The sequence below is a fragment of the Arthrobacter sp. TJ-238 genome (assembly GCF_058269215.1).
In genome coordinates this window covers 142,109-168,332 of record NZ_JBZCNH010000007.1, presented here as the reverse complement: position 1 = coordinate 168,332, position 26,224 = coordinate 142,109, and the positions used below count along the sequence as shown (strand labels likewise).

25 protein-coding genes and 1 riboswitch are annotated in these 26,224 nt (G+C 71.3%); of the genes, 20 read left to right on the top strand and 5 right to left on the bottom strand.

The window, feature by feature from the left end:
* The first annotated feature begins 157 nt into the window (after positions 1 to 157).
* The 6 genes from tdh (at position 158) to AC4D2O_RS15850 (ending at position 6,655) form a co-directional block, all read left to right on the top strand.
* The gene (gene tdh, locus AC4D2O_RS15875; protein ID WP_490908304.1) at positions 158 to 1,201 is read left to right on the top strand and encodes an L-threonine 3-dehydrogenase; all 1,044 of its coding nucleotides are present in this window, start codon (positions 158 to 160) and stop codon (positions 1,199 to 1,201) included.
* 14 nt (positions 1,202 to 1,215) lie between these two features.
* Complete coding sequence (locus AC4D2O_RS15870; RefSeq protein ID WP_490908303.1) at positions 1,216 to 2,454, top strand: glycine C-acetyltransferase; 1,239 nt, start codon at positions 1,216 to 1,218, stop codon at positions 2,452 to 2,454.
* Positions 2,455 to 2,496: 42 nt separating this feature from the next.
* Entirely contained in the window at positions 2,497 to 3,594 is a 1,098-nt protein-coding gene (locus AC4D2O_RS15865; protein WP_490908302.1) for an NAD(P)/FAD-dependent oxidoreductase, read from the top strand.
* Between the two features lie 265 nt (positions 3,595 to 3,859).
* On the top strand, positions 3,860 to 4,840 hold the full coding sequence (locus AC4D2O_RS15860) for a hypothetical protein (protein WP_490908301.1): 981 nt from the start codon (positions 3,860 to 3,862) through the stop codon (positions 4,838 to 4,840).
* Positions 4,841 to 4,962: 122 nt separating this feature from the next.
* Positions 4,963 to 5,445: a cation:proton antiporter regulatory subunit gene (locus tag AC4D2O_RS15855; protein WP_490908300.1), complete on the top strand. Its 483-nt coding sequence runs from the start codon at positions 4,963 to 4,965 to the stop codon at positions 5,443 to 5,445.
* Positions 5,446 to 5,452: 7 nt separating this feature from the next.
* Positions 5,453 to 6,655, top strand: coding sequence for a cation:proton antiporter (locus AC4D2O_RS15850; protein WP_490908299.1), 1,203 nt, complete (start codon positions 5,453 to 5,455; stop codon positions 6,653 to 6,655).
* A 20-nt stretch (positions 6,656 to 6,675) separates the two neighbouring features.
* Here the strand turns inward: AC4D2O_RS15850 and AC4D2O_RS15845 are convergent, their stop codons facing one another.
* Both AC4D2O_RS15845 and hutH read right to left on the bottom strand, forming a co-directional pair.
* On the bottom strand, positions 6,676 to 7,533 hold the full coding sequence (locus AC4D2O_RS15845) for a siderophore-interacting protein (RefSeq protein ID WP_490908338.1): 858 nt from the start codon (positions 7,531 to 7,533) through the stop codon (positions 6,676 to 6,678).
* A gap of 54 nt (positions 7,534 to 7,587) precedes the next feature.
* On the bottom strand, positions 7,588 to 9,165 hold the full coding sequence (gene hutH / locus AC4D2O_RS15840) for a histidine ammonia-lyase (protein ID WP_490908298.1): 1,578 nt from the start codon (positions 9,163 to 9,165) through the stop codon (positions 7,588 to 7,590).
* Between the two features lie 102 nt (positions 9,166 to 9,267).
* On the opposite strand from hutH, the gene AC4D2O_RS15835 reads away from it, so the two are divergent.
* From AC4D2O_RS15835 to AC4D2O_RS15805, 7 genes are all read left to right on the top strand, one after another.
* Positions 9,268 to 9,948 (top strand): IclR family transcriptional regulator, encoded by a 681-nt coding sequence (locus AC4D2O_RS15835; protein ID WP_490908297.1) that lies wholly within the window; start codon positions 9,268 to 9,270, stop codon positions 9,946 to 9,948.
* Positions 9,945 to 11,621, top strand: coding sequence for a urocanate hydratase (hutU, locus tag AC4D2O_RS15830; protein WP_490908296.1), 1,677 nt, complete (start codon positions 9,945 to 9,947; stop codon positions 11,619 to 11,621). Before AC4D2O_RS15835 ends, hutU begins: the two co-directional genes overlap by 4 nt.
* A gap of 26 nt (positions 11,622 to 11,647) precedes the next feature.
* Positions 11,648 to 12,865: an allantoate amidohydrolase gene (locus AC4D2O_RS15825; protein ID WP_490908295.1), complete on the top strand. Its 1,218-nt coding sequence runs from the start codon at positions 11,648 to 11,650 to the stop codon at positions 12,863 to 12,865.
* On the top strand, positions 12,862 to 14,307 hold the full coding sequence (locus tag AC4D2O_RS15820; protein ID WP_490908294.1) for a formimidoylglutamate deiminase: 1,446 nt from the start codon (positions 12,862 to 12,864) through the stop codon (positions 14,305 to 14,307). Before AC4D2O_RS15825 ends, AC4D2O_RS15820 begins: the two co-directional genes overlap by 4 nt.
* On the top strand, positions 14,307 to 15,509 hold the full coding sequence (locus tag AC4D2O_RS15815; RefSeq protein WP_490908293.1) for an amidohydrolase family protein: 1,203 nt from the start codon (positions 14,307 to 14,309) through the stop codon (positions 15,507 to 15,509). Before AC4D2O_RS15820 ends, AC4D2O_RS15815 begins: the two co-directional genes overlap by 1 nt.
* Before the next feature lie 59 nt (positions 15,510 to 15,568).
* Positions 15,569 to 16,372 carry a CPBP family intramembrane glutamic endopeptidase gene (locus AC4D2O_RS15810; RefSeq protein ID WP_490908292.1) on the top strand — a complete coding sequence of 268 codons (804 nt, stop codon included), beginning with the start codon at positions 15,569 to 15,571 and terminating at the stop codon, positions 16,370 to 16,372.
* Between the two features lie 139 nt (positions 16,373 to 16,511).
* Positions 16,512 to 16,799, top strand: coding sequence for a DUF1540 domain-containing protein (locus tag AC4D2O_RS15805; RefSeq protein ID WP_490908291.1), 288 nt, complete (start codon positions 16,512 to 16,514; stop codon positions 16,797 to 16,799).
* Between the two features lie 94 nt (positions 16,800 to 16,893).
* Here AC4D2O_RS15805 and AC4D2O_RS15800 read toward each other — a convergent pair whose 3' ends face one another.
* Positions 16,894 to 17,535: a VOC family protein gene (locus AC4D2O_RS15800; RefSeq protein ID WP_490908290.1), complete on the bottom strand. Its 642-nt coding sequence runs from the start codon at positions 17,533 to 17,535 to the stop codon at positions 16,894 to 16,896.
* A 148-nt stretch (positions 17,536 to 17,683) separates the two neighbouring features.
* A riboswitch (SAM riboswitch) is annotated at positions 17,684 to 17,800 on the top strand.
* An 82-nt stretch (positions 17,801 to 17,882) separates the two neighbouring features.
* On the opposite strand from AC4D2O_RS15800, the gene AC4D2O_RS15795 reads away from it, so the two are divergent.
* From AC4D2O_RS15795 to AC4D2O_RS15785, 3 genes are all read left to right on the top strand, one after another.
* Positions 17,883 to 19,199 carry a bifunctional o-acetylhomoserine/o-acetylserine sulfhydrylase gene (locus tag AC4D2O_RS15795; RefSeq protein WP_490908289.1) on the top strand — a complete coding sequence of 439 codons (1,317 nt, stop codon included), beginning with the start codon at positions 17,883 to 17,885 and terminating at the stop codon, positions 19,197 to 19,199.
* A 54-nt stretch (positions 19,200 to 19,253) separates the two neighbouring features.
* Positions 19,254 to 20,390, top strand: coding sequence for a homoserine O-acetyltransferase MetX (gene metX / locus AC4D2O_RS15790; protein ID WP_490908337.1), 1,137 nt, complete (start codon positions 19,254 to 19,256; stop codon positions 20,388 to 20,390).
* An 83-nt stretch (positions 20,391 to 20,473) separates the two neighbouring features.
* The gene (locus AC4D2O_RS15785; protein WP_334209295.1) at positions 20,474 to 20,716 is read left to right on the top strand and encodes a hypothetical protein; all 243 of its coding nucleotides are present in this window, start codon (positions 20,474 to 20,476) and stop codon (positions 20,714 to 20,716) included.
* Positions 20,717 to 20,742: 26 nt separating this feature from the next.
* Here the strand turns inward: AC4D2O_RS15785 and AC4D2O_RS15780 are convergent, their stop codons facing one another.
* A complete protein-coding gene (locus AC4D2O_RS15780) occupies positions 20,743 to 21,561 on the bottom strand; it encodes an SGNH/GDSL hydrolase family protein (protein ID WP_490908336.1) in 819 nt (272 codons plus the stop codon).
* A 171-nt stretch (positions 21,562 to 21,732) separates the two neighbouring features.
* Here AC4D2O_RS15780 and AC4D2O_RS15775 point away from each other — a divergent pair, with 171 nt between their 5' ends.
* Positions 21,733 to 22,413: an alpha/beta hydrolase gene (locus tag AC4D2O_RS15775; protein ID WP_490908288.1), complete on the top strand. Its 681-nt coding sequence runs from the start codon at positions 21,733 to 21,735 to the stop codon at positions 22,411 to 22,413.
* Between the two features lie 42 nt (positions 22,414 to 22,455).
* Here AC4D2O_RS15775 and AC4D2O_RS15770 read toward each other — a convergent pair whose 3' ends face one another.
* Positions 22,456 to 22,686 carry an RNA-binding S4 domain-containing protein gene (locus AC4D2O_RS15770; protein WP_490908287.1) on the bottom strand — a complete coding sequence of 77 codons (231 nt, stop codon included), beginning with the start codon at positions 22,684 to 22,686 and terminating at the stop codon, positions 22,456 to 22,458.
* Positions 22,687 to 22,726: 40 nt separating this feature from the next.
* Here AC4D2O_RS15770 and AC4D2O_RS15765 point away from each other — a divergent pair, with 40 nt between their 5' ends.
* From AC4D2O_RS15765 to AC4D2O_RS15755, 3 genes are all read left to right on the top strand, one after another.
* Positions 22,727 to 23,698: a DMT family transporter gene (locus AC4D2O_RS15765; RefSeq protein ID WP_490908286.1), complete on the top strand. Its 972-nt coding sequence runs from the start codon at positions 22,727 to 22,729 to the stop codon at positions 23,696 to 23,698.
* A gap of 205 nt (positions 23,699 to 23,903) precedes the next feature.
* Positions 23,904 to 25,292 carry a glycine--tRNA ligase gene (locus AC4D2O_RS15760; protein ID WP_490908285.1) on the top strand — a complete coding sequence of 463 codons (1,389 nt, stop codon included), beginning with the start codon at positions 23,904 to 23,906 and terminating at the stop codon, positions 25,290 to 25,292.
* Entirely contained in the window at positions 25,292 to 26,203 is a 912-nt protein-coding gene (locus AC4D2O_RS15755; RefSeq protein ID WP_490908284.1) for a GNAT family N-acetyltransferase, read from the top strand. The genes AC4D2O_RS15760 and AC4D2O_RS15755 overlap by 1 nt, the downstream gene beginning before the upstream one ends.
* Positions 26,204 to 26,224: the final 21 nt, after the last annotated feature.

Sequence of the window (26,224 nt, the reverse complement as noted above, 5' to 3'; positions counted from 1 at the left end):
ACCCGTGGCAGCCACTCCGAACAGGTCCCACCCCGAACGGGACCCACCCCGGCGGCCGCTGGTAGTGTTGCCCCGGGCAATATCCCGCCCTGCACCCGTACCGCCCAGGCCCAGCCCATCCCGCTGGAGGACCGGGCGGCCTGGAAGGAACCGTTCAGTGAAGGCGCTGTACAAATCCGGGGCTCATCCCGGCTTCGAACTCGTGGACCGGCCAGAACCCGATGCGGGGTGGGGCGAGGTCAAGATCCGGGTCATCACCACCGGCATCTGCGGGACGGACCTCCACATCGAGAGCTGGGACTCGTGGGCGCAGGGCATGATCTCGGCGCCCCTCATCCCCGGCCACGAGTTCTACGGCGAGGTCGTCGCGCTCGGGGACGGCGTCCGCGACATCCGCATCGGTGACCGCGTCTCCGGCGAAGGGCACATCGTCTGCGGGATCTGCCGCAACTGCCGGGCCGGCCGCCGCCAGATGTGCATCCACACCTCGAGCGTCGGCGTGCAGCGCGACGGCGCGTTCGCGGAGTTCATCGTCGTCCCCGAGACCAACGTCTGGGTGCACGACGCGACCATCACCCCCGAACTCGGCGCCGTCTTCGACCCCTTCGGCAACGCCGTCCACACCGCGCTCAGCTTCCCGCTCGTCGGCGAGGACGTCCTCATCACCGGGGCCGGCCCCATCGGGCTCATGGCCGTCGCCGTCGCCCGCCACGCAGGGGCCCGGAAGATCGCGATCACCGACGTCTCCGCCCCGCGCCTCGAGCTCGCCCGCCGCGTGGGCGCCGACATCGCCGTCGACGTCAGCCGCATGCGCGTCGCCGACGCCCAGCGCGAGCTCGGCATGAAGGAGGGCTTCGACATCGGGATGGAGATGTCGGGCCACGCGACCGCCCTGCCCGAGATGATCGACAACATGAACCACGGCGGGAAGATCGCGATGCTCGGTCTGCCGTCCGGCCCCATCTCCATCGACTGGGGCAAGGTGGTGACGCATATGCTCACCCTCAAGGGCATCTACGGACGGGAGATGTTCGAGACCTGGTACGCGATGAGCGCCATGCTGCAGTCCAACCGGACGCTGCGCGAGGCAGTCGCGTCCGTGGTCACCGACTGCCTGCCAGCGAGTCAGTGGCAGCAGGGCTTCACAACAGCGCGCGACGGCGCCAGCGGCAAAGTGGTCCTCGACTGGACCACCTTCTAGGAAGCAGGAACACCATGTACTCAGCAGTCCGCGACCAGCTCGCCGGTGAACTCGACGACATCCGCAGCGCAGGCCTCTTCAAGCACGAGCGGCGCATCTCCTCACCGCAGTCCAGCCACATCACGGCCGGAGCGCTCGACGCCGGGGACGCGAACGTCCTCAACTTCTGCGCCAACAACTACCTCGGCCTGGCCGACCACCCGGACATCATCGCCTCGGCCAAGACGGCTCTCGACGAGCGCGGGTTCGGCATGGCCTCGGTGCGCTTCATCTGCGGCACCCAGGACCTCCATCTCGACCTCGAGCGGCGCGTCTCGCAGTTCCTCGGCACCGAGGACACCATCCTCTTCTCCTCCTGCTTCGACGCGAACGGCGGGGTCTTCGAATCCCTCCTGGGCGCGGAGGACGCCGTGATCTCGGACGCGCTGAACCACGCGTCGATCATCGACGGCATCCGCCTGTCCAAGGCCCAGCGCTTCCGCTACGCGAACCGGGACATGGCGGACCTCGAGGCGAAGCTGCAGGAAGCCTCGGGCGCGCGGCGCCGGCTCGTCGTGACCGACGGCATCTTCTCCATGGACGGCTACCTCGCACCGCTCGAGGCCATCTGCGACCTCGCCGAGCGGTACGACGCGATGGTCATGGTGGACGACTCCCACGCCGTCGGCTTCATGGGCGCGACCGGCGCCGGGACGCCGGAGCACGCCGGTGTCGCCGAGCGCGTGGACATCTTCACGGGCACCTTCGGCAAGGCACTCGGCGGGGCGTCGGGCGGGTACGTCGCCGCCCGCGCCGAGATCGTCGCCCTGCTGCGCCAGCGGGCCCGCCCGTACCTGTTCTCCAACTCCCTCGCGCCGTCCATCGTCGCCGCGACCCTCACGGCGCTGGACCTCGTGCAGGGCAGCGGAGAGCTCCGGGAGGCCCTCGCTCGTAATGCAGCCCTCTTCCGCCGCCGCATGACGGAGGAGGGGTTCGACCTCCTCGAGGGGGAGCACGCCATCATCCCGGTGATGTTCGGTGACGCCGTGCTCGCCGCAAGGACCGCCGATGCCATGCTCGCGCACGGCGTCTTCGTCACCGCCTTCAGCTACCCCGTGGTCCCGAAGGGCGCCGCCCGCATCCGCGTGCAGCTCTCCGCAGCGCACACCGGGGAGGACATCGAGGCCTGCGTGCAGGCGTTCGTCGCCGCCCGCGCCGAGGTGGCGGAAGGCACGGCCGACGTCGGCGACGTCCCCGGCGCGCACGTGGGGTGAGGACCGGGCCCCGATGGGGGAGGCCCGCCCTAGGATGACGGGATGACCTCCCTCGAGTGCGACGTCCTGATCATCGGCGGCGGGATCGCCGGCCTCTCCCTGGCGTCCGCCCTCGCGCCGTTCTCCAGCGTGGTCCTCGTCGAGGCGGAGGCCACGCTCGGGTACCACACGTCGTCCCGCTCGGCCCGGCAGCTCATCCCGAGCTACGGGCCCGCACCGGTGCTCGACCTCACACGCCGCACCCTCGACCTGCTCTCCGGCGTCCAGTCCTCCACCGGGCTTCCGCTCACCGTTCCGCGGTCTTTCCTGCTCATCGGCTCGGAGGCCGACGTCGCCGCGAGGTCCAGCGACTCGATGCACCCCGTGTCCCACGCGGAGGCCCTGGAACTGTGCCCGCAACTCCGACCGGCGGCCTTCGATGCAGCAGCCATCGATACTGACTGCGTCGGCACCGACACCGACCTCCTCCTCGAGTACCACCGTCGTCGCGCGAGCGACGACGGTGTCATCATCCTCACGGGTGCCGAGGTCACCTCGGCACGCTACGACGGCACCGGGTGGAGCGTCCGAGCGGGCTACCGGCCCATCACCGCGGAAGTCCTCGTCAATGCCGCCGGGGCCTGGGCCGACGGGGTCGCGGACGTGTGCGGTGTCGCGCCGCAGGGCCTGGTCCCACTCCGGCGTACCGCCGCGATCGTCACCGCGACCAATGCGCCCCCGGTCGGCACGCCCATGGTCGCGGCCGCCGACGAGTCGTTCTACTACCGTCCCGACGCCGAGGGTGTGCTCATCTCCCCGTGCGAGGCGGAGCCCGCCGAGCCCGGTGACGCCCAGCCGCACCCGGGTGATGTCGAGCGGCTCATCGAGCACCTGTCGACGATCGCCGATCTGGGCATCACCGGTGTCACGCGGGCCTGGACCGGCCTGCGGACCCAGCGGGCGTCGGGCCTGCCCGTCGTCGGGTTCGACCCGGGGCATCCCGGCTTCTTCTGGCTCGCAGGGCAGGGAGGCTACGGCTTCCAGTCGTCGTCGGGAATCGCCGAACTGGCGGCGGTCCTGCTGACCGGGGCCGATCCGGCCGATCTCGGCGCCGACCCCGCGCGCATCACCGCCGCCGCCACGGCGCTCCGGCCCGGCTGAAGTGATCATCGGCGCCGTTCGATCACCTGGGACCGCGGCCCCGAACCGGCCCACCTGAACCTGCAGGCCCCAGCAGGCCGGCTCGACGTGCTGCTCCAGGCAGTTACTTCTTGACCTTGCCCGTAGTATCCACAGAAGAAGTGCACTCTACGAGGTGGGGGTAGCCATGGGTAGGAAAGCAGTCGGCAGGAGCTTCTCGAACATCACGTCGAATCGGTCCTCCGCTCTGCAGCTGGCTGTGGGTGCCATAATCGCCGCCGTCGGCGTGAATGTCATCGGTAATTCCCTGAGTTTCACCCTCGTCTCCGGATGGGACTTCGTGGTCGGCACCCTGGTGGTCCTCGCCGCCCTTGCCTATCTCGCGTGGCCGCGCATGAAGCCCGCAACTTTCGACCGCAGGATACGGGGCTTCATCCTCTACGACAAGCGATCGAACGAGCTTCTGCACGTGCCCGAATACGCCTTGGCTGCCGAAGCCGCCCAACTGCTCCAGGTGGGTCTCGCCGAAGACGGCGCGATCCGCAGCCTATGGCACGGTTCCCCCATGTCCGGGATATCTTCCACCCCGGCTTATCCTTTCCGCCCCGCCAGTTCGTCCATCAATCTCCTGAACGACCTCCTCGAGTACCTGGTGTTGAAGCGGTTGGCCGCCGACCTCTCGACACATTTCGGCGCTGGACCAGGCGACGAGGGCAAGCTCATCGACTACCGGATAGAGGATGCGCCCCAGGCGCTGTTCCAGAACCGGTTCCTGGAGCTGTTCTCGCGGCGGCCCGAGGACGGGGCATCGTCTCCCGACATCCTGGATCAGGAGGGTTCGGTTCCTGGGGGTAGGACAGGCGAGGACGCCTACTCGAGCACGTCCACGCTACGACTCCCGGCAGACAGTTCATTGGGCAAACCCACGGACGGCGGGATAAATGTCAGCAGCCCCCAGGTCTCCGTTCGTATCCGCACGAACTTCTCCGGTTCCACTGTCGACATACCTCCGCCGTTCATCGAGCACTACGTCGGCGTACGTCCCGGCAGCGCCGATGTTCATTCGTATTCGGCCGAGATGCATGTCAGCGTCGAAGTCCACGAGCCCATGCTGTTCAGTCGGAGCGCGCAGATCTACGCGGAATGGGTGGAGACCTTCATGGAGACCCTGGAGAGGCAGTATTCGGCTGATGCCTTCTTCGCACGCATCGGCTGGCCGCAGCTCGAGGCTGCGCTGAGGATACTCGGCGGGCCGAAGCCGAAGTGAGGTGCGTGGTCAGCGCGCCGAGCAAAGGCGTCGTGAAGGCCCCTTCGACGCCTTCAGCGAACGGGGGCTCCACAGGCGCCGGGCGCCGCAGTCAGTAGCCGCGGCGGGTCTAGGATGGGCGCATGAACGTCATCGAAACACGCCTTCCCGGCATCGGGGTGCGGCGGGAGATCGTCACGGGCTCCGGCCGCAGGGTGGGCATCGTCGCGCAGCGCGACGGTGACCTCGACCTGATCATCTCGAAGGCGAGCGACCCGGATGCCTGTGTCGCCTCCATCCCGCTGACGCCCGAGGAGGCCGCGACCATCGGCAACCTGCTCGGCTCGCGGCAGCTCGTCGCGCAGCTGACGGAGGAGCACCGGGACCTGCCCGGCGTCTCCACGCGGCAGTTCCTCATCGAGCGCGGTTCGCCCTTCGACGGGCGGCCCCTCGCGGACACGCGCATGCGTTCGCGTTCCGGCGCCTCGCTCGTCGCGGTCCTCCGCTCGGGCCAGGTGCAGGCCTCGCCGACACCCGATTTCACCCTCACCGCCGGCGACCTGCTGGTGGTGGTGGGCACCTCCGAGGGCCTCGACGCCGCGGCGGACATCCTGCGCAACGGCTGAGCCGCCTGTGCACACGACAGCCCTGACCCTGATCGAACTCGGCGCCATCCTCCTGTCCCTCGGTATCCTCGGGCGGCTCGCCGGCCGGATCGGACTCTCGCCCATCCCGCTGTACCTCATCGGAGGCCTGTTCTTCGGCCAGGGCGGGTTCATCGAGCTCGAGGGGGTCATCGAGTTCAGCGAGGTCGCCAGCGAGATCGGCGTCGTCCTGCTGCTGCTCCTGCTCGGCCTCGAATACACGGCGAAGGAACTCGTCACCGGGCTCCGCCAGTCCTGGCTCGCCGGGATCGTCGACTTCGTCCTCAACTTCACCCCCGGCGCCCTCGTCGCCGTGATCCTCGACTGGGGGGCCGTCGCCGCCCTCGTCATGGGCGGCGTGACCTATATCTCGTCGTCGGGGATCGCCGCGAAGGTCATCAGCGACCTCGGGCGGCTCGGCAACCGGGAGACCCCCACCGTGCTCGCGATCCTCGTCTTCGAGGACCTCGCCATGGCCGTCTACCTGCCGGTGCTCACCGCGGTCCTCGCCGGGCTCAGCTTCGCCGGCGGGCTCGGCACGGTCGGCATCTCCCTGCTCGTGGTCACGCTCGTGCTGATCGTCGCCCTGCGGTGGGGCAACGTGGTCTCCGCCATCGTGGACAGCACCGACCGCGAGGTGTTCCTCCTGACGCTCATCGGCGCGGCCCTGCTCGTCGCCGGCCTCGCGTCCGCCCTGCAGGTCTCGGCGGCCGTCGGCGCGTTCCTGCTCGGCATCGCGATCTCGGGTGCGACGGCCGAGAACGCCGCGCGCATCCTCGAACCCCTGCGGGACCTCTTCGCGGCCATCTTCTTCGTCGTGTTCGGACTCAACACCGATCCCTCGTCCATCCCGCCGGTGCTCGGAGTCGCCCTGCTCCTGGCCGTGACAACCTCCGTGACGAAGATCGCGACCGGCTGGTGGGCCGCCGGCAGGCAGGGCATCGGGCGGATGGGGCGGGCGCGTGCCGGCACGGCGCTGGTGGCGCGCGGCGAGTTCTCGATCGTCATCGCCGGGCTCGCGGTGGCCTCCGGGGCCGTGATCCCGGAGCTGGCCGCCCTGGCCACCACGTACGTCCTGCTCATGGCCGTCCTCGGACCGGTGCTGGCGCGCCTCGCCGAACCGGCCATGGAACTGGCCGACCGCCTGCCGAAGCGGCGCCCGCGAGCGGTCCCCGCACCCGGGAGTGCCTGAGCCGCGGGCGGTGATCGACGCTAGTCGTCGAGGATCTGGCCGATCGGTTCCCGCTTCTCGGCCTGGAACGTGTCCTCCTCCCGCCCGTACGCCCAGTAGCCCGAGAGCGAGACCTGCGGGCGCGCGAGCCCCTTGTCCTTGAACAGGACATCGCGCAGCGCCTTCATGGCACCCCGCTCGCCATGCACGAACGCGTCGACGCGCCCCTCGGGCCACGGCCCGGCAGCGACGGCGTCGGCGAGCAGCGTCGTCGTCCCCGCCGCCTGCCCCTCACGCAGCAGCCAGTGAAGCTCGAGGCCTGCGGGCGCCGCGAGCGGGATGATGTCCGCGACGCTGTCGACCTCGAGGTACGCGTGCCCGACGGCGGCGGAGTGCAGCGCCTCGAGACCCGCGGCGATCGCAGGCAGGGCCGAGTCGTCACCGACGAAGAGGTGCCAGTCGGCGTCCTGGTCGGGTGACCACTTGCCGGAGGGGCCCATCAGCACGAGGGGATCTCCCGGTGCGGCGGCCGCGGCCCACGGTCCGGCGATCCCGGCGTCGCCGTGCACCACGAAATCGATGGCGAGCCGGCGGGACGTGGCGTCCAGCCAGCGGATCGTGTAGGTGCGCTTCACCGGCCGGTCGCCCGCCGGGAGTTCGTCCTTCAGTGCCGCGAGGTCGTAGGGCGGCACCAGGCCGAGGTGCGGCTTCGCGAAGAGCAGCTTGGCGTAGCGGTCCGTCGCGTCGCAGTCCTGCAGGTCCGCGAAGCCCGGTCCGCCCGCCACCACGCGCACCAGGTGCGGGCTGAGCCACTGCTTCTCGAGCACGGTGAGGACCGTCTGCGGACGCGGCGGCTTGCGGGAGGGCTGGGCGGCGGCAGGCGACACGGGGGAGGACATGGGGGAGGACACGGGGCGCTTCTTTCTGCAGGGGTCAGGCCACCCTAACAACGTTCACTGGAGCGGCGCTGGGAGCGACCCCAGCGCCGCGGCGAGCAGCGAACCGTCATCCACGAGGAGGCGGGCGGCCTCGATCTCGGGGGCGAGGTACCGGTCCGTGCCCGGGCCCTGCACGTCCTGGCGCAGGCGCTGCCGGACGGCCGTGATCGGGCCGGAACTGCGGTAGCCGGACGCGGCTCCGCCGTCGCGCATGTCGAGGGCCCTCGCGGCGGTCAGGATCTCGATGGCGAGCACCCGCGTGAGGCCGTCGACGGCGCGGCGCAGCTTGAGGCCGGCGGCCCAGCCCATGGACACGTGGTCCTCCTGCATCGCGGAGGAGGGGATGGAGTCCACGGACGCCGGGTTCGCGAGGCGCTTGAGCTCGGACACGATGCCCGCCTGCGTGTACTGCGCGATCATGTGCCCGGAGTCCACGCCGGGGTCGTGGGCGAGGAAGGCGTTGAGACCGTGGCTGCGGGCCTTGTCGAGGAAGCGGTCGGTACGGCGTTCGCTCATGGAGGCGACGTCGGCGACGGCGATCGCGAGGAAGTCGAGCACGTAGCCCACCGGGGCGCCGTGGAAGTTGCCGTTCGACTCGATGCGCCCGTCCGGGGTGATCACCGGGTTGTCGATCGCGGACTCCAGCTCGACCGCGGCGACCGCCTCGGCGTGGGCGAGGGTGCCGCGCGCTGCGCCGTGCACCTGGGGCGCACACCGCAGGGAGTAGGCGTCCTGCACGCGCGTGAACCGGTGCCGGCCGGTCTCGGACGTCAGCTGTTCACTGATGAGCGGGGATCCCGCGAGCAGTGCCCGGATGTTCGCGGCCGAGGCCACCTGCCCGGGGTGGGGCCGGAGGGCGTGCAGGTCATCGGCGAACACGGCGTCGGTGCCGAGGAGCCCCTCGACGCTCATCGCCGCGGCGAGATCCGCCGTCGTCAGGAGCCTGCGGAGGTCGGTGGCGGCGAGGACCAGCATGCCGAGCATGCCGTCCGTCCCGTTGATGAGCGCCAGGCCCTCCTTCTCGCGGAGTTCCACGGGAGTGATCCCGGCGGCGGCGAGGGCTTCGGCGGCGGGCACGAGATCCGCTGCGGCGTTCCGTACGTGGCCCTCGCCCATGAGCGCGAGCGCCACGTGGGAGAGCGGTGCGAGGTCGCCCGAGCAGCCGAGCGACCCGTACTCGCCGATCACGGGGGTGATGCCGGCGTTGAGCAGCGCAGCGGATGTGGATGCGACGAGGGGGCGGACCCCCGTGCGGCCCGTCGCCAGGGTGGAGAGGCGGCCGAGCATCAGGCCGCGCACCACCTCGCGGTCCACCTCGGCGCCGGAGGACGCCGCGTGGCTGCGGATGAGGCTGCGCTGCAGCCGGGTGCGCTGGTCGAGCGGGATGTGCCGGGTGGCCAGGGCGCCGAAACCGGTGGAGACGCCGTAGTGCGGGGTGCCGTCGTCGACGAGCGACTCGACGACCGTGCGGGAGGCCGCCATCGCGGCCAGGGCCTCGGGGGCGAGCTCCACGGGGGCGTCGTTCCGGGTGACGGCGACGACGTCGGCGGGGGACAGGGGGCCGGTGCCGACGATCACGGGGGGCTGGGACACGGTCCGCCTCGCTTCCTGCGGTTGCGACCGCTATTGCCATTGAGTGGAAAGGACGTTTCAATAAGTGAAAGCTACGGCGGGTATTAGTGCAAGGAGGCGAGCATGGCGGAATCCTCGACCCGCACCGTGGAGCGCGCGCTCGTCCTCCTCGGCGCGGTCTGCGACGCCGGGTCCCTCAGCCTCGCGGACGCGGCGCGGGAGGCCGAGCTGTCGGCGTCGACGGCGCTGCGCCTGCTGCGCACGCTCGAGGGCACCGGCTTCGTGCGGCGGGACCCGCTCGGCGCCTACCGGCCCGGACTCCGCGTGGTGCAGCTCGGTGCGCAGGCCCTCGGCCACGAATCGCTCGTCTCCCTCTCCGAACCCGCCCTCGAACGGCTCGTGCGGCAGACGGGCGAGTCGGCATACCTGAGTGTCCCCTCGCACGACGGCGAGGGGGTCTACCTCGCGATGCGTGAGGGGACCCACTCTGTCCGCCACGCCAGCTGGGTGGGCCGCAGCATCCCGCTGGAGGGCACCGCCGTCGGCGCGGTCCTCACGGGCGGACCGCCGGCCGGCGGCTTCGTCGTCGTGCGCGACGGCATCGAGGCCGACGTCACCGCGATCGCCGCGCCCGTCTCGCCCGGCGGCCGGCCCTCCGCGGCGCTCAGCGTCGTCGTCCCCAGCTACCGCATCACCGACGCCGGGGCCCGCCGCATCGGGGCGCTCGTCGCGCAGGAGGCGGCAGCGCTCCTGAGCCGGACGGACGAACCCGCCGCCGACACCACCCGAGGAGAACCAGCATGACCAGCACCCCGAGTTCCCGGCACGACCCTTCGCGCTCCATCCGCGCGGCCCGCGGCACGCACCTCACGGCGAAGAGCTGGCAGACGGAAGCGCCGCTGCGCATGCTCATGAACAACCTCGACCCCGAGGTGGCCGAGCGCCCCGAGGACCTCGTGGTCTACGGCGGCACGGGCCGCGCGGCACGCAGCTGGGAGGCGTACGACGCGATCGTCCGCACCCTGGAGACCCTCGAGGACGACGAGACGCTCCTTGTGCAGTCCGGCAAGCCCGTCGGCGTGTTCCGCACCCATGCGTGGGCGCCGCGGGTGCTGCTCGCCAATTCCAACCTCGTGGGCGACTGGGCCACCTGGCCGGAGTTCCGCCGGCTCGAGGCCGAGGGCCTCATGATGTACGGGCAGATGACGGCCGGGTCATGGATCTACATCGGCACGCAGGGCATCCTCCAGGGCACGTTCGAGACCTTCGCGGCGGTCGCCCGCAAGCGCTTCGGCGGCACCCTCGCCGGCACCCTGACCCTCACCGCGGGCTGCGGCGGTATGGGCGGCGCGCAGCCGCTCGCCGTCACGCTCAACGGAGGCGCCGTCCTGATCGTCGATGTCAGCGAGGCGCGGCTGCGCCGCCGCGTGGCGAAGCGGTACCTGGACACCGTCGCGGACACGCTCGACGACGCCGTGGCGCAGGTCCTCGCCGCGAAGCGCGACGGGCGCCCCCTGTCGGTCGGCGTGGTCGGCAACGCCGCGGCGGTCTTCCCCGAGCTGCTGAGGCGCGGGCTCGACGTCGACATCGTCACCGACCAGACCTCCGCCCACGACCCGCTCAGCTACCTGCCCGAGGGCATCGCCCCCGACGAGTGGGACCGTGAGGCCGCCGCCGACCCCGAGGGCTTCACCAAGAAGGCGCAAGCCTCGATGGCCCTGCACGTCGAGTCGATGGTCGGCTTCCTCGACGCCGGCGCCGAAGTCTTCGACTACGGCAACTCGATCCGCGACGAGGCCCGCACGGGCGGCTACGGGCGCGCCTTCGACATCCCCGGGTTCGTCCCCGCGTACATCCGCCCGCTCTTCTGCGAAGGGCTCGGCCCGTTCCGCTGGGTGGCGCTGTCCGGTGATCCGGCGGACATCGCCGTCACGGACGCCGCCCTCAAGGAGCTGTTCCCGGACAACGGGCACCTGCACCGCTGGCTCGACGCCGCCGCGGAGCACGTGGAGTTCGAAGGCCTGCCCGCGCGCATCTGCTGGCTCGGCTACGGGGACCGCGCGAAGGCGGGCCTCCTCTTCAACCGGCTCGTCGCGGAGGGGAAGGTGTCGGCGCCCATCGTCATCGGCCGCGACCACCTGGACTCCGGCTCCGTCGCCTCGCCCTACCGCGAGACGGAGGCCATGGCGGACGGCTCCGACGCGGTCGCCGACTGGCCCCTCCTGAACGCGCTGCTCACCACCGCGTCCGGGGCCACATGGGTCTCCATCCACCACGGCGGCGGCGTCGGCATCGGCCGCTCCATCCACGCCGGACAGGTCTCGGTGGCCGACGGCACCGACCTCGCCGCCCGGAAGCTCGAACGCCTCCTGACGAACGATCCGGGCACGGGCGTCATCCGCCACGTCGACGCCGGCTACGAGCGGGCCCGCGAGGTCGCCGCCGAGCGCGGCGTGCGCATCCCCATGGAATCCTGAGTACACGACCCGTCGGAAGGTAACCCATGCAGACCGTCTCCTCAGTGCTCGACTCCATCAGCGACGTAGGACGGGACGCCGTGCGCGGCGGCTACTCGCGCGGCGTGTTCACCCCCGCCGAGCAGTCGCTGCGGGAGTGGTTCTCCGCCGAGGCCGCCGCACGCGGACTGTCCGTGGAGACCGACCGGAACGGCATCCTCTGGGCCTGGTGGGACGCGACGGACAGCCGCGACGGCGCCCTCGTCACCGGCAGCCACCTCGACTCCGTGCCCGGCGGCGGTGCGTTCGACGGTCCTCTCGGCGTCGCCTCCGCGCTCGTCGCCGTCGACCTCCTGCGGGAGCGCGGCCTCCAGCCGCACCGCTCCCTCGCGGTCACGGTGTTCCCGGAGGAGGAGGGCTCGCGCTTCGGTGTGTCCTGCCTCGGCTCCCGCCTGCTCACCGGGACCCTGGACCCGGATCACGTGCGGACCCTCACGGACGCCGACGGCACCACGTTCGCCGACGCCTCCCGAGCCGCGGGACTCGACCCGGCACACCTCGGCCGGGACGAGGAGGCGATCCGGCACATCGGCGACTTCGTGGAACTGCACGTGGAGCAGGGGCGCGGGCTCATCGACCTGGACTCGGCCGTCGCGATCGGGTCCACCATGCTGGGGCACGGCCGCTGGCGCCTGTCCATCACGGGTCAGGGCAACCATGCCGGTACCACCCTCATGGCCGACCGCGCCGACCCGATGATCGCCGCCGCCCAGGTGGTGCTCGCCGCGCGCAGGGTCGCAGCCGAGCAGGACGGCGCGCGCGCCACCGTCGGACGCCTGCAGCCCGTGCCCGGCGGCACCAACGTCATCGCCTCCCGCGTGGACCTCTGGCTCGACGTCCGGCACGAGGAGGACGCCGTGACGGCGTCGCTCATCGAGAAGATCCACGGCCAGGCCCAGAAGATCTGCGCCTTCGAGGGCTGCCGCGCCACCCTGACCGAGGAGTCGCGCAGTGGCACGGTCCACTTCGACGGGGCACTGCAGCGCACGCTCGGTCTTGCGCTCGGCCGCTCCTTCCCGGGCGCCCCCACGCTGCCGACCGGCGCCGGGCACGACGCCGGCATCCTGGGGACGATCGCGCCGACCGCCATGCTGTTCGTCCGCAACCCCACGGGCATCAGCCACTCGCCCGAGGAGTTCGTCGAGCGCGAGGACGCCGACGCCGGCGCCACCGCGCTCGCCGACGTCCTCGAAGACCTGCTGTGACGCAGCCCGCGGCGCGCGCCCTCTGGTGCGAGCACGCCTGGCTGGGGGCAGGGGGTGTGGCGGACGCGGTCCGGGTCGAGGTCGACGACGCCGGCCTGGTGGTGAGCGTGCTGGCCGGCGTCCCCGCACGGGACGGCGACGCGGTCCTGCGGGGTGTGGCTTTCCCCGGCGCCGCGAACGCCCACTCCCACGCGTTCCACCGCGCCCTGCGTGGCCGCACCCACGGCACGGTTGGGGGCGGGACGTTCTGGACGTGGCGGGAGACCATGTACCGCGCGGCGAACACCCTCACGCCCGAGCTCTACGAGGAGCTCGCGACCGCCGTGTACGCCGAGATGGTGGTGGCGGGCTGGACGAGCGTCGCCGAGTTCCACTACGTCCACCACCGGGCGGACGGGACCCCGTACGGGCAGGGGGACGACGCCGACGCGCACGGAGAGCACGCCATGGAGCTGGCCCTCGCCCGCGCGGCCGTCCGGGCCGGGATCCGGCTGACGCTGCTCGACACCTGCTACCTCGCCGGCGGCTTCGGGCTCCCGCCCGAGCAGGGCCAGCGCCGGTTCTCCGACGGGACCGCCGAGCGCTGGCTCGAACGCCTCGCCTCCCTGCGCGCCGCCGTCACCGCGCAGTACCCGGCTCACCGGGTGATGGTAGGGGCCGCCCTCCATTCCGTGCGCGCCGTCCCCGAGCAGGACCTGGCCGTCGTCGCGCGGCACCTGCCGGCCGACCTGCCCCTGCATGTGCACCTGTCCGAGCAGCCCGCGGAGAACGAGGACTGCCTGCGGGCCACGGGCCGCACCCCGACCGCGCTGCTCGACCGGCACGGCCTCGTGACCGACCGACTGTCCGCCGTGCACGCCACCCACGTGAGCGACCGGGACATCGCCGTGCTCGCCGATGCAGGGGCCGTGATCGTCGTCTGCCCCACCACCGAGGCGGACCTCGCGGACGGGATCGGACCGGCCGGCGACTTCCGGGCGGCGGGAGCGAGGCTCGCCCTCGGCACCGACCAGCACGCCGTCGTGGATCCCTGGCTGGAGATGCGGGCCCTCGAGCACGGCGAGCGCCTGCGCACCGGACGGCGCGGGCACTTCGATCCGGAGCGGTTGCACGGCATCGCGGCGCTCGGCGGGGCCGCCGCGCAGGGACGCCCCGGCGCGGGCTTCGCTCCGGGCCGTGCCGCCGACTTCATGGCCGTCGATCCGCGCAGCGCGCGCACCGCCGGGTCCGCCCGGGAGCAGCTCGCGTACACGGCGACGGCGCAGGACGTCACGGGCGTCGTCGTCGGTGGGGTCCTCGTGGCCCGGAACGGCGTCCATGCGGCCCTCGGCGCTCCGGGGCCCCTGCTGGCCGCCGCCATCGACCGCCTCGACGACGCCGCGGCCGCGACGGACGGGCCCGGCCGCCCGGTGATGCACCACGTACAGCCCCGGGAGCGCTGATGTCCGTCCTGATCACGAACATCGGCGAACTCATGACGCAGGACACGGACGGCGCGGTCCTTCGGGACGCAGCCGTCGTCCTCGAGGGGGAGCGCATCAGCTGGATCGGCCCGGCCGCACGCGCGCCCGCAGCAGATGAGGCGTACGACGCCGGCAGCCGTGCCGGCCTGCCGGGCTGGGTCGACAGCCACACGCACCTCGTGTTCGCCGGCGACCGGACGGCGGAGTTCGAGGCGCGCATGGCAGGGCAGGAGTATGCGGCGGGCGGCATCGCCGTGACCGTCGGCGCGACTCGCGCCACGGGGGACTACGACCTCACGCGGCTCCTGCTGGCCCGCGTCGCGGAGGCCGCGGCGGGCGGCACCACCTATCTCGAGACGAAGACGGGCTACGGCCTGGACATCGGGCACGAGGCCCGCAGCGCGCGCATCGCCGCGGGCGTGGTGGACGAGGTCACCTACCTCGGCGCGCACCTCGTCCCGGACGGGGCGGACGCCGACGCGTACACCGACCTCGTGGCCGGCCCCATGCTCGACGCCGTCCTGCCCCACGTCCGCTGGGCCGACGTCTTCTGCGAGACGGGCGCCTTCACCGCGGACCAGGCACGGCACGTGCTGGAGGCCTGCGCCGCCGCCGGCCTCGGCCTGCGCGTGCACGGCAACCAGCTCGGACCGGGCGACGGTGTCGCGCTCGCCGTGGAGCTCGGCGCCGCCAGCGTGGACCACGCCAACCACCTGTCCGACACCGACGTCGCGGCACTCGCGGGCAGCTGGTCCGGCTTCGCCGACGGAGCAGCGCCCGGCACCGTCGCCACGTGCCTGCCGGCCTGCGACCTCTCCACGCGCCAGCCGTTCCCGCCCGCGCGGAGACTGCTCGACGCCGGCGTGCAGCTCGCCCTGGCCAGCAACTGCAACCCCGGCACGTCCTACACCAGCTCCATGGCCTTCTGCGTCGCCACGGCCGTGCTGCAGATGGGGCTGACCGTGCACGAGGCGGTCCGCGCAGCGACCTACGGCGGAGCGCTCGCCCTGCGCCGCCACACGGGGGACGACGCCGACGGCCGCCGCGCCGTCGGCTCGCTCGCCGTCGGGCACCGTGCCGACCTGCAGCTGCTCGACGCGCCGTCCGCCACGCACCTCGCCTACCGGCCCGGGATGCCCCTCGTGCACGCCGTCTGGAAGGCAGGCCGCCGGGTGCGCTAGGACTCCCCGCGGCCGGCGTCCGGCTGGGAATCCCCGGCGGCCGCTGCGAGGATAGCGGCATGCCTGCCGAGCCCGCATCCACCGCGCCGACCGCCGACCATCCCCACCCCGATGCCGCGGCGCGCAGGCGGCGCATCACGGCGGAGCTGCTGATCGTCTTCGGGCTCTCACTCGGGCAGTCGGGTGTGTACGCCGTGGTGAACCTGGCGGAGAAGCTCACACGGGGGCCGCTCGCGGCGCAGACCACCACCCTGAACCCGGTGCTCAACGACCGGCAGTACTTCGACCTCGCCTACCAGCTCCTGGGCATCCTCTTCGCGCTGGTGCCCGTGGCACTCGTGCTGTTCCTGCTCGGCGGGCACGGGGTGTCGGCGTTCCGGCGCCTCGGGTTCACGTTCGAGAAACCGCTGCGCACGGTCGGCTTCGGGGTGGGCCTCGCGGTGATCATCGGCGTCGGCACCCTCGGCGTGTACGCCGGCGGCCGCGCCCTCGGCATCACCACGGCCCTGGTCCCCGCCGCCCTCGATTCCTACTGGTGGACCGTCCCTGTGCTTGTCCTGTCCGCGGTGCGGCACGCGGTGCTGGAGGAGGTCATCGTGGTGGGCTACCTGTTCATCCGTCTGCGGGAGCTCGGCTGGTCCACGCCCGCCATCATCCTCACGAGCGCGCTGGTGCGCGGCAGCTATCACCTGTACCAGGGGTTCGGGCCGTTCATCGGGAACGTCCTGATGGGACTGCTGTTCGCCTGGTTCTACACGCGCACCCGGAGGGTCATGCCGCTCGTGATCGCCCACGCCCTCATCGACACCGCGGGGTTCGTCGGGTTCGCGCTCCTCGGGCCCGCCATCGGTATCGGCGGCTGAATAAGCGAAGCCTTGCTTTCCTTATTTGCGGACGGAAATCATGACTAAATTATCCGACAATTGCGGTGTTACCGTGAATTCATCCAGTCAGGAGCGCACGGTTCCAGCCGGGCCGCTACGGGGTGAACCAGGAGGAACGATGAGCGTCGTCACGAGTGTCTCCGAGTGCAGTGTCCACAACTGCTCGTTCAACCACGACGGCTGTACAGCCGTCGCCATCACGGTGTCCGGGAGCGAGGAGCACGCGTCCTGCGCCACCTTCATCGACACGTCGATCAGCGGCGGCCTCCCGAAGATGCTCGCGCATGTCGGGGCCTGCCAGCGTTCGGAGTGCTCGTTCAACCACGACCTGCTGTGCACGGCCGCCGCGGTGAAGGTGGGTCCGGGCGCCGAGGCCGCGGACTGCCTCACCTACACGCACGCCTGATCCACGCGCACAGCGCGAACGGGCGGACGAGGAAGGGACCGGACGGATCGTCCGGTCCCTTCCTGGTGATACGACTTCCTGGTGATACGACGCGTCAGATCTCGATGCGGCCGTCGGCGGTCTCGAATGTCACGGACATGATGCCCGGCGTGCCCCTGGGCGCGATCCACTGGACCTGCACGCCGTCGAGCGTCGCCTCGACGTCCGTGCCGAGCCATTCCGTGACGCGCTCGGAGGAGCCGGCGATGGTCAGGCAGTCCAGTTTCACCGAGGCAGGGCGGGCCTTCGAGGGATGCAGGGGCTCGGTCCCGTCGTCCCACCGCAGCAGGTAGGGGACCTGGGGATCAGCGATGAGCCCCTTGATGCCGATCTGCTGCCAGGTGAGCTCCTGGCCGTCGGGGAACTTGCGGTTGCCGGGGACCGCGCTGCGGCCGAGGCGCTCCTCGAAGGGGCCCAGGTCGTCCACGGCCACGCACCAGCCCATCCAGCCGCCGCCGGCCTCGGACCGGGCGCGGACGGCCTGGCCGAACGGCGCCTTGTCCGACGCGGGGTGGTTGAGGACCTCGACGACCTCGAGGTACTGACCGTTGGCCAGCGGGAAGATCATGTTCCGGGTGCCGAAGCGGGGATGCACCCCGCCCTTCACCGGCTCCATGCCGAGCCGGGCCGAGATGCGATCGGCAGTCGCGGCAAGTCCATCGGGTTCACAGGCGTAAGAGACGTGGTCCAGGCGCATGCCGACAGTGTGGCACTAAGTGATGTACGTCTCGACTTAGGCTCCCCTTACTCCTGATCCTGCCGCTGCACCGGGCGCACGGTGCGCCCTCCTTCACGCAATGTCACACGTGTTGCCGGATCCGCCCATATGGGTTTCCATGGATGCAGGTCATGAGTGCCAGCACGAAGCCCCGGCTTGCTGGCCGGCAACCCTCCAACCGCGGTGGGGTGCCCCGGGTGAGGACCAGGTGCGGCGCCAGACCGGCGTCGCGCAAGCGCGGGCTCCTGCGGAGTCGATGCTTCCTTCGGCGGTGACCCGTCGGCAGGAGCAGCGGACGAGGAGGGGCCCCTTCGACAGGGAGCACCATGTCCAACGATTGGTCCTTTGAGACACGCCAGATCCACGCCGGCCAGGTGCCGGATCCAGCCACGGGGGCGCGTGCGCTGCCCATCTACCAGACGACGTCGTTCGTCTTCCCGAGCGCGGAGAGCGCCGCGAACAGGTTCGCGCTGACGGAGCTCGCCCCGATCTACACGCGTATCGGGAATCCCACGCAGGAGGCGGTCGAGACCAGGATCGCGAGCCTCGAGGGCGGGGTCGGCGCGCTGCTGCTCGCCTCCGGGCAGGCCGCGGAGACCTTCGCCGTGCTCAACGTCGCCGAGGCCGGGGACCACATCGTGGCCAGTCCCAGCCTCTACGGCGGCACCTACAACCTCTTCAAGCACACCCTGAAGAAGTTCGGTATCGAGACCACCTTCGTGGAGGACCCGGACGACCTCGGGCAATGGCGGGCCGCCATCCGCCCGAACACCAAGCTGTTCTTCGGCGAGGTGGTCTCCAATCCGCGGCAGGACGTCCTCGACCTGGAGGGCATCAGCGCCGTCGCCCACGAGCACGGGCTGCCCCTGATCGTGGACAATACGCTGTCCACGCCGTACCTGATCCGGCCGATCGAGTGGGGCGCGGACATCGTGGTGCACTCCGCCACGAAGTACCTGGGCGGGCACGGCACCGCGATCGCCGGCGTGATCGTGGACTCGGGGAACTTCGACTTCGCAAAGTACCCGGAGAGGTTCCCCGGCTTCAACACGCCGGACGAGAGCTACAACGGGCTCGTCTACGCACGCGACCTCGGGGTGGGCGGCGCGCTCGGCGCGAACCTCGCGTACATCCTGAAGGCGCGGGTGCAGTTGCTGCGCGACCTCGGGTCCGCCGTGTCGCCCTTCAACGCCTTCCTCATCGCCCAAGGGCTGGAGACCCTCAGCCTGCGCCTGGAGCGCCACGTGCAGAACGCGCAGGCGGTCGCCGAGTGGCTCGAGGGGCACGACGACGTCGAGGGCGTCGCCTACGCGGGGCTCAGCTCCAGTCCCTGGTACGAGCGCGGGAAGAAGTACGGGCGCAACGGCACGGGGGCGATCGTCAGCTTCGACATCGCCGGCGGGCTGGAGGCGGGCAAGCGCTTCGTGGACGGCCTCGAGCTGCACTCCCACGTCGCGAACGTGGGTGACGTCCGCTCGCTCGTCATCCACCCGGCGTCGACCACGCACAGCCAGCTCGGGGCGGAGGCGCAGCTCGCGGCCGGCGTGCGTCCGGGCCTGGTGCGGCTCGCCGTGGGCCTGGAGAACATCGACGACATCCTCGCCGACCTCGACGCGGGCTTCCGCGCCGCCAAAGGAGCCTAACCCTTCGTGACCACCTACCCTGCTGCCTACCCTGCTGCGCCGTCGCACCCCGGGATCGGCGGCGCACCGTCGGGAGACGGACTGCTGCGCGTCCTGCCGATCGGGCCGCTGGCCCTGGAGACCGGGGGCGAGCTGCCCGATGTCCAGCTCGCCTACGAGACCTGGGGGCGGCTCGACCCGGATGGCTCCAACGCCGTGCTCGTGCAGCACGCCCTGACGGGCAGCTCCCACGTGGCGCGCGGCGCCTCGGAGGAGGGCTGGTGGGACGCCCTCGTGGGGCCCGGCCGCACGGTGGACACCGACCGCTACTTCGTGGTGTCCGTCAACATGCTGGGAGGCTGCTACGGGTCGACGGGCCCGGCAAGCCTCGCACCCGACGGCACACCCTGGGGATCGCGGTTCCCGTTCGTCACCATCCGCGACGCCGTGCGGGCGGAGGCCCTGCTCGCGGACCGGCTCGGCGTCGACCGCTGGCACTCCGTGATCGGCGGGTCCATGGGCGGGGCGCGCGCCCTCGAGTGGGCACTGATGTATCCGCAGCGCGTGGAGCGGTGCGCCGTCGTCGCCTGCACAGCCGCCAGCTCGGCCGAACAGATAGCGTTCGCCCAGGCACAGCTGCAGGCCATCCGCCTCGACCCGGCGTACCGCGGCGGGGACTACTACGACGGCCCGCATCCGGAGGCGGGCCTCGGCCTCGCCCGGCGCATCGCGCACATCACCTACCGATCCGAGCAGGAGCTGGAAGCGCGCTTCGGCCGCGCGGTGCAGGACGGCGAGCAGCCCTTCGGTGCCGTCCTGCCCGCCGGCCGGGGCCGCTACCAGGTGGAGAGCTACCTCGACCACAAGGCGGAAAAGCTGGTGGAGCGCTTCGATGCCAACAGCTACGTCGTCCTGACCGAGGCGCTCATGAGCCATGACGCGGCCCGAGCGCGCGGGAGCCTCGACGGCGCCCTGGGTGGGGCGACGGCCGAGTTCTTCATCGCCGCCGTGGACACCGACCGGCTGTACTTCCCCGAGCAGTCACGGCGCCTGGCCGCCGGACTGCCCGGGGAGGTGCCCGTCCACATGATCTCCTCGGCCGTAGGCCACGACGCCTTCCTCACGCAGATCCACCAGATAGACGACCAGCTCCGTGCCGCCTTCTACCCGGACGCGCATCTATCGGTTGGGTTTCCTCCGGCAGCCACCTAGGCTGGGAGCTAAGCCTGCTTACGAACGAGTGGCGGGCATGTCCGGGGCGTCCGCCGCGGACCCATCGACGCGAGGAGCTGTTCATGGAACTGAGCACCATCGGCTGGAACCAGGAAGCACGCGACAAGATCCTGCTGGACTCGGACCGCGCCCTGCAGGGTGCGGTTCGCGAGGCCGTGGAGACCATGGGAGGGAAATCCCGCGACGAGGTCTACGAGTTCCTCTTCCAGAAACTGCAGCCGCAGTTCGTGGACTTCAAGCCCGGGCCCGACCTCAGCGCCTGCGCCGACGCGGTGGCGAACGGCGAGGTCTCGCTCGACGCCTGAGCGCGCAGCGGCGTTCGTCCGCCGAGCTAGTCGGCGGCGCCCGGCGGCATGCCCGGCCCGAAGATAGGTTCGGGCTCGGGGCGCTTGGCGAGCACGCCGTCGCCCGACGACTGGTGGCGCAGCCGCCGGAGCACCCACGGCACGAAGTACTCGCGGGCCCAGACGAGGTCCTCGGCCCGGGCCGCACGCCAGGTCCGGGCCGGGAGGTCCTTGGGGTGCAGCGGTTCGAGCGTGTGCCGGACCGCGAGGGTATCCAGCACCATCGCGGCGATGGTGTGGTGGCCGAGCGGCGAGAAGTGCAGGCGGTCGGAGGACCACATCTGCGGGTTCGTGAGCTGCCGCAGCGCCCACATGTCGGCGATGACCGCCTCGTGGCGGGACGCGATCGTGCGCAGATTCTCGTTGTAGATGGCGGTCTTCGAGCGGATGCTGCCGAGCACCGTCTCACGGACGTCCGGGCCCGTGAAGAGCACCACGGTGGCACCCCTGGAGGCGAGGTCGGCGACGACGGCGTCGAGCTTCTCCGCCAGCACGTCAGGGTCGCCGCCGGGCCTGATCAGGTCGTTCCCGCCCGCCGAGATGGTCACCAGGTCGGGGTGCAGGGCCAGGGCGGGCTCCACCTGCTGGTCGATGATCTGCTGCAGCAGGCGTCCGCGGACCGCGAGGTTCGCGTAGGCGAAATCGTCCTGCCCCCGGGCCAGCTCCTCCGCGACCCGGTCGGCCCAGCCGCGGTTGCCGCCGATGCTCTCGGGGTTCGGGTCGCCGATGCCCTCCGTGAAGGAGTCACCGAGGGCGACGTAGCGGTGCCAGGGGTGCGGCTCCGAGTGGAGGACCGGATCGATCATCGGCCCGTTCGGGATCGGGTCGCTCGCCTCCGGCAGGGGAGTCTCTGCGCTGGGTGGGGTCACCGGGCCATTGTTGCAACTGACGCTGCGGCGCGCCAACGAATCCGGCCCGCGCCGGCCGGGCCGCTCCCGCCGCCGGACGCCGGCGCGGGCCGTGCCAGAATGGAAATCATGACTGACACCGCCCGCGGCACGGCTGCACCCCCCGTCGGCTCCTGGGATCCGGTGGTCCTCTGGTCGAAGCCCGAGCCCGAGCGGGAGGGCACACCCCTGCTCGTGCTGTTCCACGGGTACATGGCCGACGAGAAGGACCTGATGGGCCTCACCGACCACCTGCCGGACGAGTTCACCGTGGCATCGGTGCGGGCACCGCGGCCGGCAGGCCCCGGCTTCTCATGGTTCCCGCTGGCGCGCGAGGACGACTACTCGGTGGACCGTGTGGTGGAGAGCGTCGGCGCCGTCTCCCAGTGGCTGGACACCGTGCGCGGCAACCACTCCAGTGTCAGCATCCTCGGCTTCTCCCAGGGCATGGGTGTCGCGACGTCGCTGCTGCGGCACCGGCCCGCGGACTTCGCGTGCGTCGTCGGGCTCTCGGGCTTCGCCGTCCCCGCCGAGGACCGCGCCTTCTTCCGCGACGAGGAGGCCGCGGCCGCGCGGACGCCGTTCTTCTGGGGGAGGGACCAGGAGGATCCGATCATCACGCCCGAGATGATCGAGTTCACGCACGCCTGGCTGGTGAGGCACACCACGCTGACCAAGATCCTCTACCCGAACATGTTCCACAGCATCAACCCGCAGGAGCTCATGCACGTCCGCGAGTTCCTGAGCATGACGGTCCTCGGACGACGCTGACCGGCACGACTCAGACCGGCACGACGCGCGGCCGACGGGGCGTCAGCCGCGCGTGATACGTACCGTGACGCCGTTGACGCCGACGGTGTCGCCGGGGTGCAGCTGCCGTCCGCGGCGCTCCTCGATCTCCCCGTTGACGTGCACCAGGCCGTTGTCGATGAGCGTCTTCGCCTCGACGCCGTCCTCCGCGAGCGACGCGAGCTTCAGCAGCTGCCCGAGCCGGATCATGTCATCACGGATGGGAAGCTCTGCGGTGGATGCGTCGTCGGTCATGCATCCATTCTGCCGGACGCCGCCCCACTAGGGTGGACGGGTGTCTGATGCGCCTGCCCTTCCCCCCGCTGTCGGTTTCCCCCTCGCCCTCGCCGCAGGGCTCGCCATCCCCGTCCAGGGCAGGATCAACGGCGCGCTCGGGACGGTCCTCGACGACGGCATCGCGGCCGCGCTGATCAGCTTCGGCACGGGTCTGATCGTGATGATCGCCCTGACGATCGCGGTGCCGAGCGCGCGGGCGGGCGCCCGCCAGATCATCCCCTCGGTCCGCGAACGCCGCTTCCCGCCCTACTACATCGGGGCCGGAGCCATCGGCGCGTTCTTCGTGTTCTCGCAGTCGCTGACCATCGGCATCCTCGGTGTGGCCCTGTTCACGGTGGCCGCCGTCATGGGCCAGACGCTCAGCGGCCTCCTCGTCGACAAGGCGGGCATCGGGCCGGGCGGGAAGCGCGCCGCGACGCCCATGCGGGTCATCGGCGTGATCCTCACGGTCCTGTCCGTGGTGTGGGCCGTCTCGCCGCGCTTCGGCGCCGCGGGGGAGCTCTCGAGCTGGCTGGTGCCCGTGCTGCTGCCCGTCGCGGCCGGTGTGCTCATGAGCTTCCAGCAGGCCATGAACGGCACGGCGGCACTTCACTACGGGACGCCGCTCGCGGCCACCTTGATGAACTTCATCGCCGGCACGGCGGTGCTGCTCACGGCCTGGCTCATCAAGGTCGCGATCGCCGGTCCCGGCAACCCGCTGCCGTCGGAGTGGTGGTACTACCTGGGCGGCCCCATGGGCTGCATCTTCATCGCGCTCGGCGCCCTGCTCGTGCGCAGCCTCGGCGTCCTGCTCACAGGACTCTGCATGATCGGCGGGCAGCTCGTCGGGTCGCTGCTGCTGGACCTGGTGGTGCCCGCGCCCGGCACGGTCGTGGTGTTCGCGACGGTCGCCGGCACGCTCCTGACCCTCGTCGCGATCATCCTCACCACGCTGCCCTGGCCCCGTCGTACCCCGCGGACCGGCTCCTGATGACACCGCGCCGCGCCCGGTAGCCGGCCCGGGTGCGGTGCGGACCCTGGCCGCTCCCGCGTCCCGGCCGCCGGGATAGCGGAACCGGTAGGCTTGATCCGGAAGCTTTCCGCGCCCCGCACGACGGGGCGGACAGCCCTGCGACACGCGCCCCCCACCTGCGGACCGCACCCAGCGGCCTGCACAGAACTGGAGAAGAAACCCCATGGCAGCAGCCAAGTCAGCACTCGACCCCATCATCTCGCTCGCCAAGCGGCGCGGCTTCGTGTTCCAGTCGGGGGAGATCTACGGCGGGTCCCGGTCCGCCTGGGACTACGGACCGCTGGGCGCCGAGTTGAAGGAGAACATCAAGCGGCAGTGGTGGCAGACCATGGTGCGCGGCCGCGAGGACGTCGTCGGGCTCGATTCCGCCGTGATCCTGCCCCGCCAGGTCTGGGAGGCGTCAGGGCACGTGGAGGTCTTCAGCGACCCGCTGGTGGAGTGCCTCTCCTGCCACAAGCGTTACCGCGCGGACCACCTCGAGGAGGAGTACGAGGAGAAGAAGGGCCGCGCGCCGGAGAACGGGCTGAAGGACGTCACGTGTGCCAACTGCGGCACCAAGGGCCAGTGGACCGAACCGCAGGAGTTCTCCGGGCTCCTGAAGACCTTCCTCGGCCCCGTGGCCTCGGAGGAGGGCATGCACTACCTGCGCCCCGAGACCGCGCAGGGCATCTTCGTGAACTTCAACAACGTGCTGACCACCGCGCGCAAGAAGCCGCCCTTCGGTATCGGCCAGATCGGCAAGAGCTTCCGCAACGAGATCACCCCGGGCAACTTCATCTTCCGCACCCGCGAGTTCGAGCAGATGGAGATGGAGTTCTTCGTCGAGCCCGGTACCGACGAGGAATGGCACCGGTACTGGATCGACCAGCGCTTCGCCTGGTACACCGACCTCGGCATCAACCCGGACAACCTGCGCCTCTTCGAGCACCCCCTCGAGAAGCTGAGCCACTACTCCAAGGGCACCACGGACATCGAGTACCGCTTCGGCTTCACCGGCTCCGAGTGGGGTGAGCTCGAAGGCATCGCCAACCGCACCGACTTCGACCTCTCCACCCACTCCAAGCACTCCGGCACCGACCTCGGTTACTTCAACCAGGCCACCAACGAGCGCTACACCCCCTACGTGATCGAGCCCGCGGCCGGCCTGACGCGCTCCTTCATGGCGTTCCTCGTCGACTCCTACACCGAGGACGAGGCGCCCAACGCCAAGGGCGGCGTGGACAAGCGCACCGTCCTGAAGCTCGATCCGCGCCTCGCCCCCGTCAAGGCCGCCGTGCTGCCGCTCAGCCGCAACGAGGACCTCACCCCGAAGGCCAAGGACCTCGCGGCGCAGCTGCGCAAGGGCTGGAACATCGACTTCGACGACGCCGGCGCCATCGGCCGCCGCTACCGCCGCCAGGACGAGATCGGCACGCCGTTCTGCATCACGGTGGACTTCGACACGCTCGAGGACCAGGCCGTGACCATCCGGGAGCGCGACACCATGGCGCAGGAGCGTGTCTCCCTCGACCAGGTGCAGGGCTACCTCGCGGCCCGCCTGATCGGCGCCTGATGGCCCTCGAGTACCGCGCCTGGCAGGAGGGCGACGACCTCGAGCTCCTCCAGCTGTGGGGCAACCCGGAGTCGGCCGCGTCCGAGCAGTTCCGCGGCTCCTTCCGCACCCCGTCGGACGAGCCGTGGAACCGGTGCATCACCGTGGTGGACCAGGGCATCCCCGTCGCGGCGGGCTGCGTCTACGGGTCGGCCCTCCACCCCGACCGGCTCTGGTGCTACATCGAGGTCGCCGAGGACCACCGGCGTGCCGGCGTGGGCTCCACGCTGCTGACCATGCTCCAGCACGAGGCCGCCGCCTCACCGCAGGGCATCACGGCCCTGCGGTCCAAGGTGACACCGGGCACCACGGGCGCCGCATTCGCGGAGGCCACGGGTTTCGCCGCGCTGCAGCGCTCGCGGGTCGTCGTCGTCGGGCCCGGCGCCCTCGCGGCACCGGCGTTCGACGACGCCGGCGGACCGCAGCTCGAGGAGGCAGCGACCGGATCGGTGGAACTGACCCGGGCGCTGGCCGCCTTCTACGAGTCCGTGCACACCTGGGACCGGGCGGAGCTCGGCCTGGGACGCGCCCAGCAGTTGTTCCTCGCCGACACGAGCGGCGCCGGCGGGGCGATCGTGCTCCGTGACCGGCCGAAGGCCGACGGCGGGACCATCGCGGCGTTCGCGGTCAGCTACACGCAGGCCCGCACCGACGACCCCGCGGACGTCCTGCTCGGGTACGACACCACGCTCGCCCCGCAGGAGCAGCAGGCCGCCGTCGCCACCATGATCGCGATGCTCGTGCACCAGTACCCCATCCAGCTCGAGGTGGACGACTCGATGGAGGCGCTCGTCGCCGTCGTCGAGCCCCTGCTCGCCACGGGCGCCGCGCGGCTCGGAGGGCCGGAGACGCTCGTCGTCGCGACGGCCTGAGGCGGGGCCAGGGCTGACGCC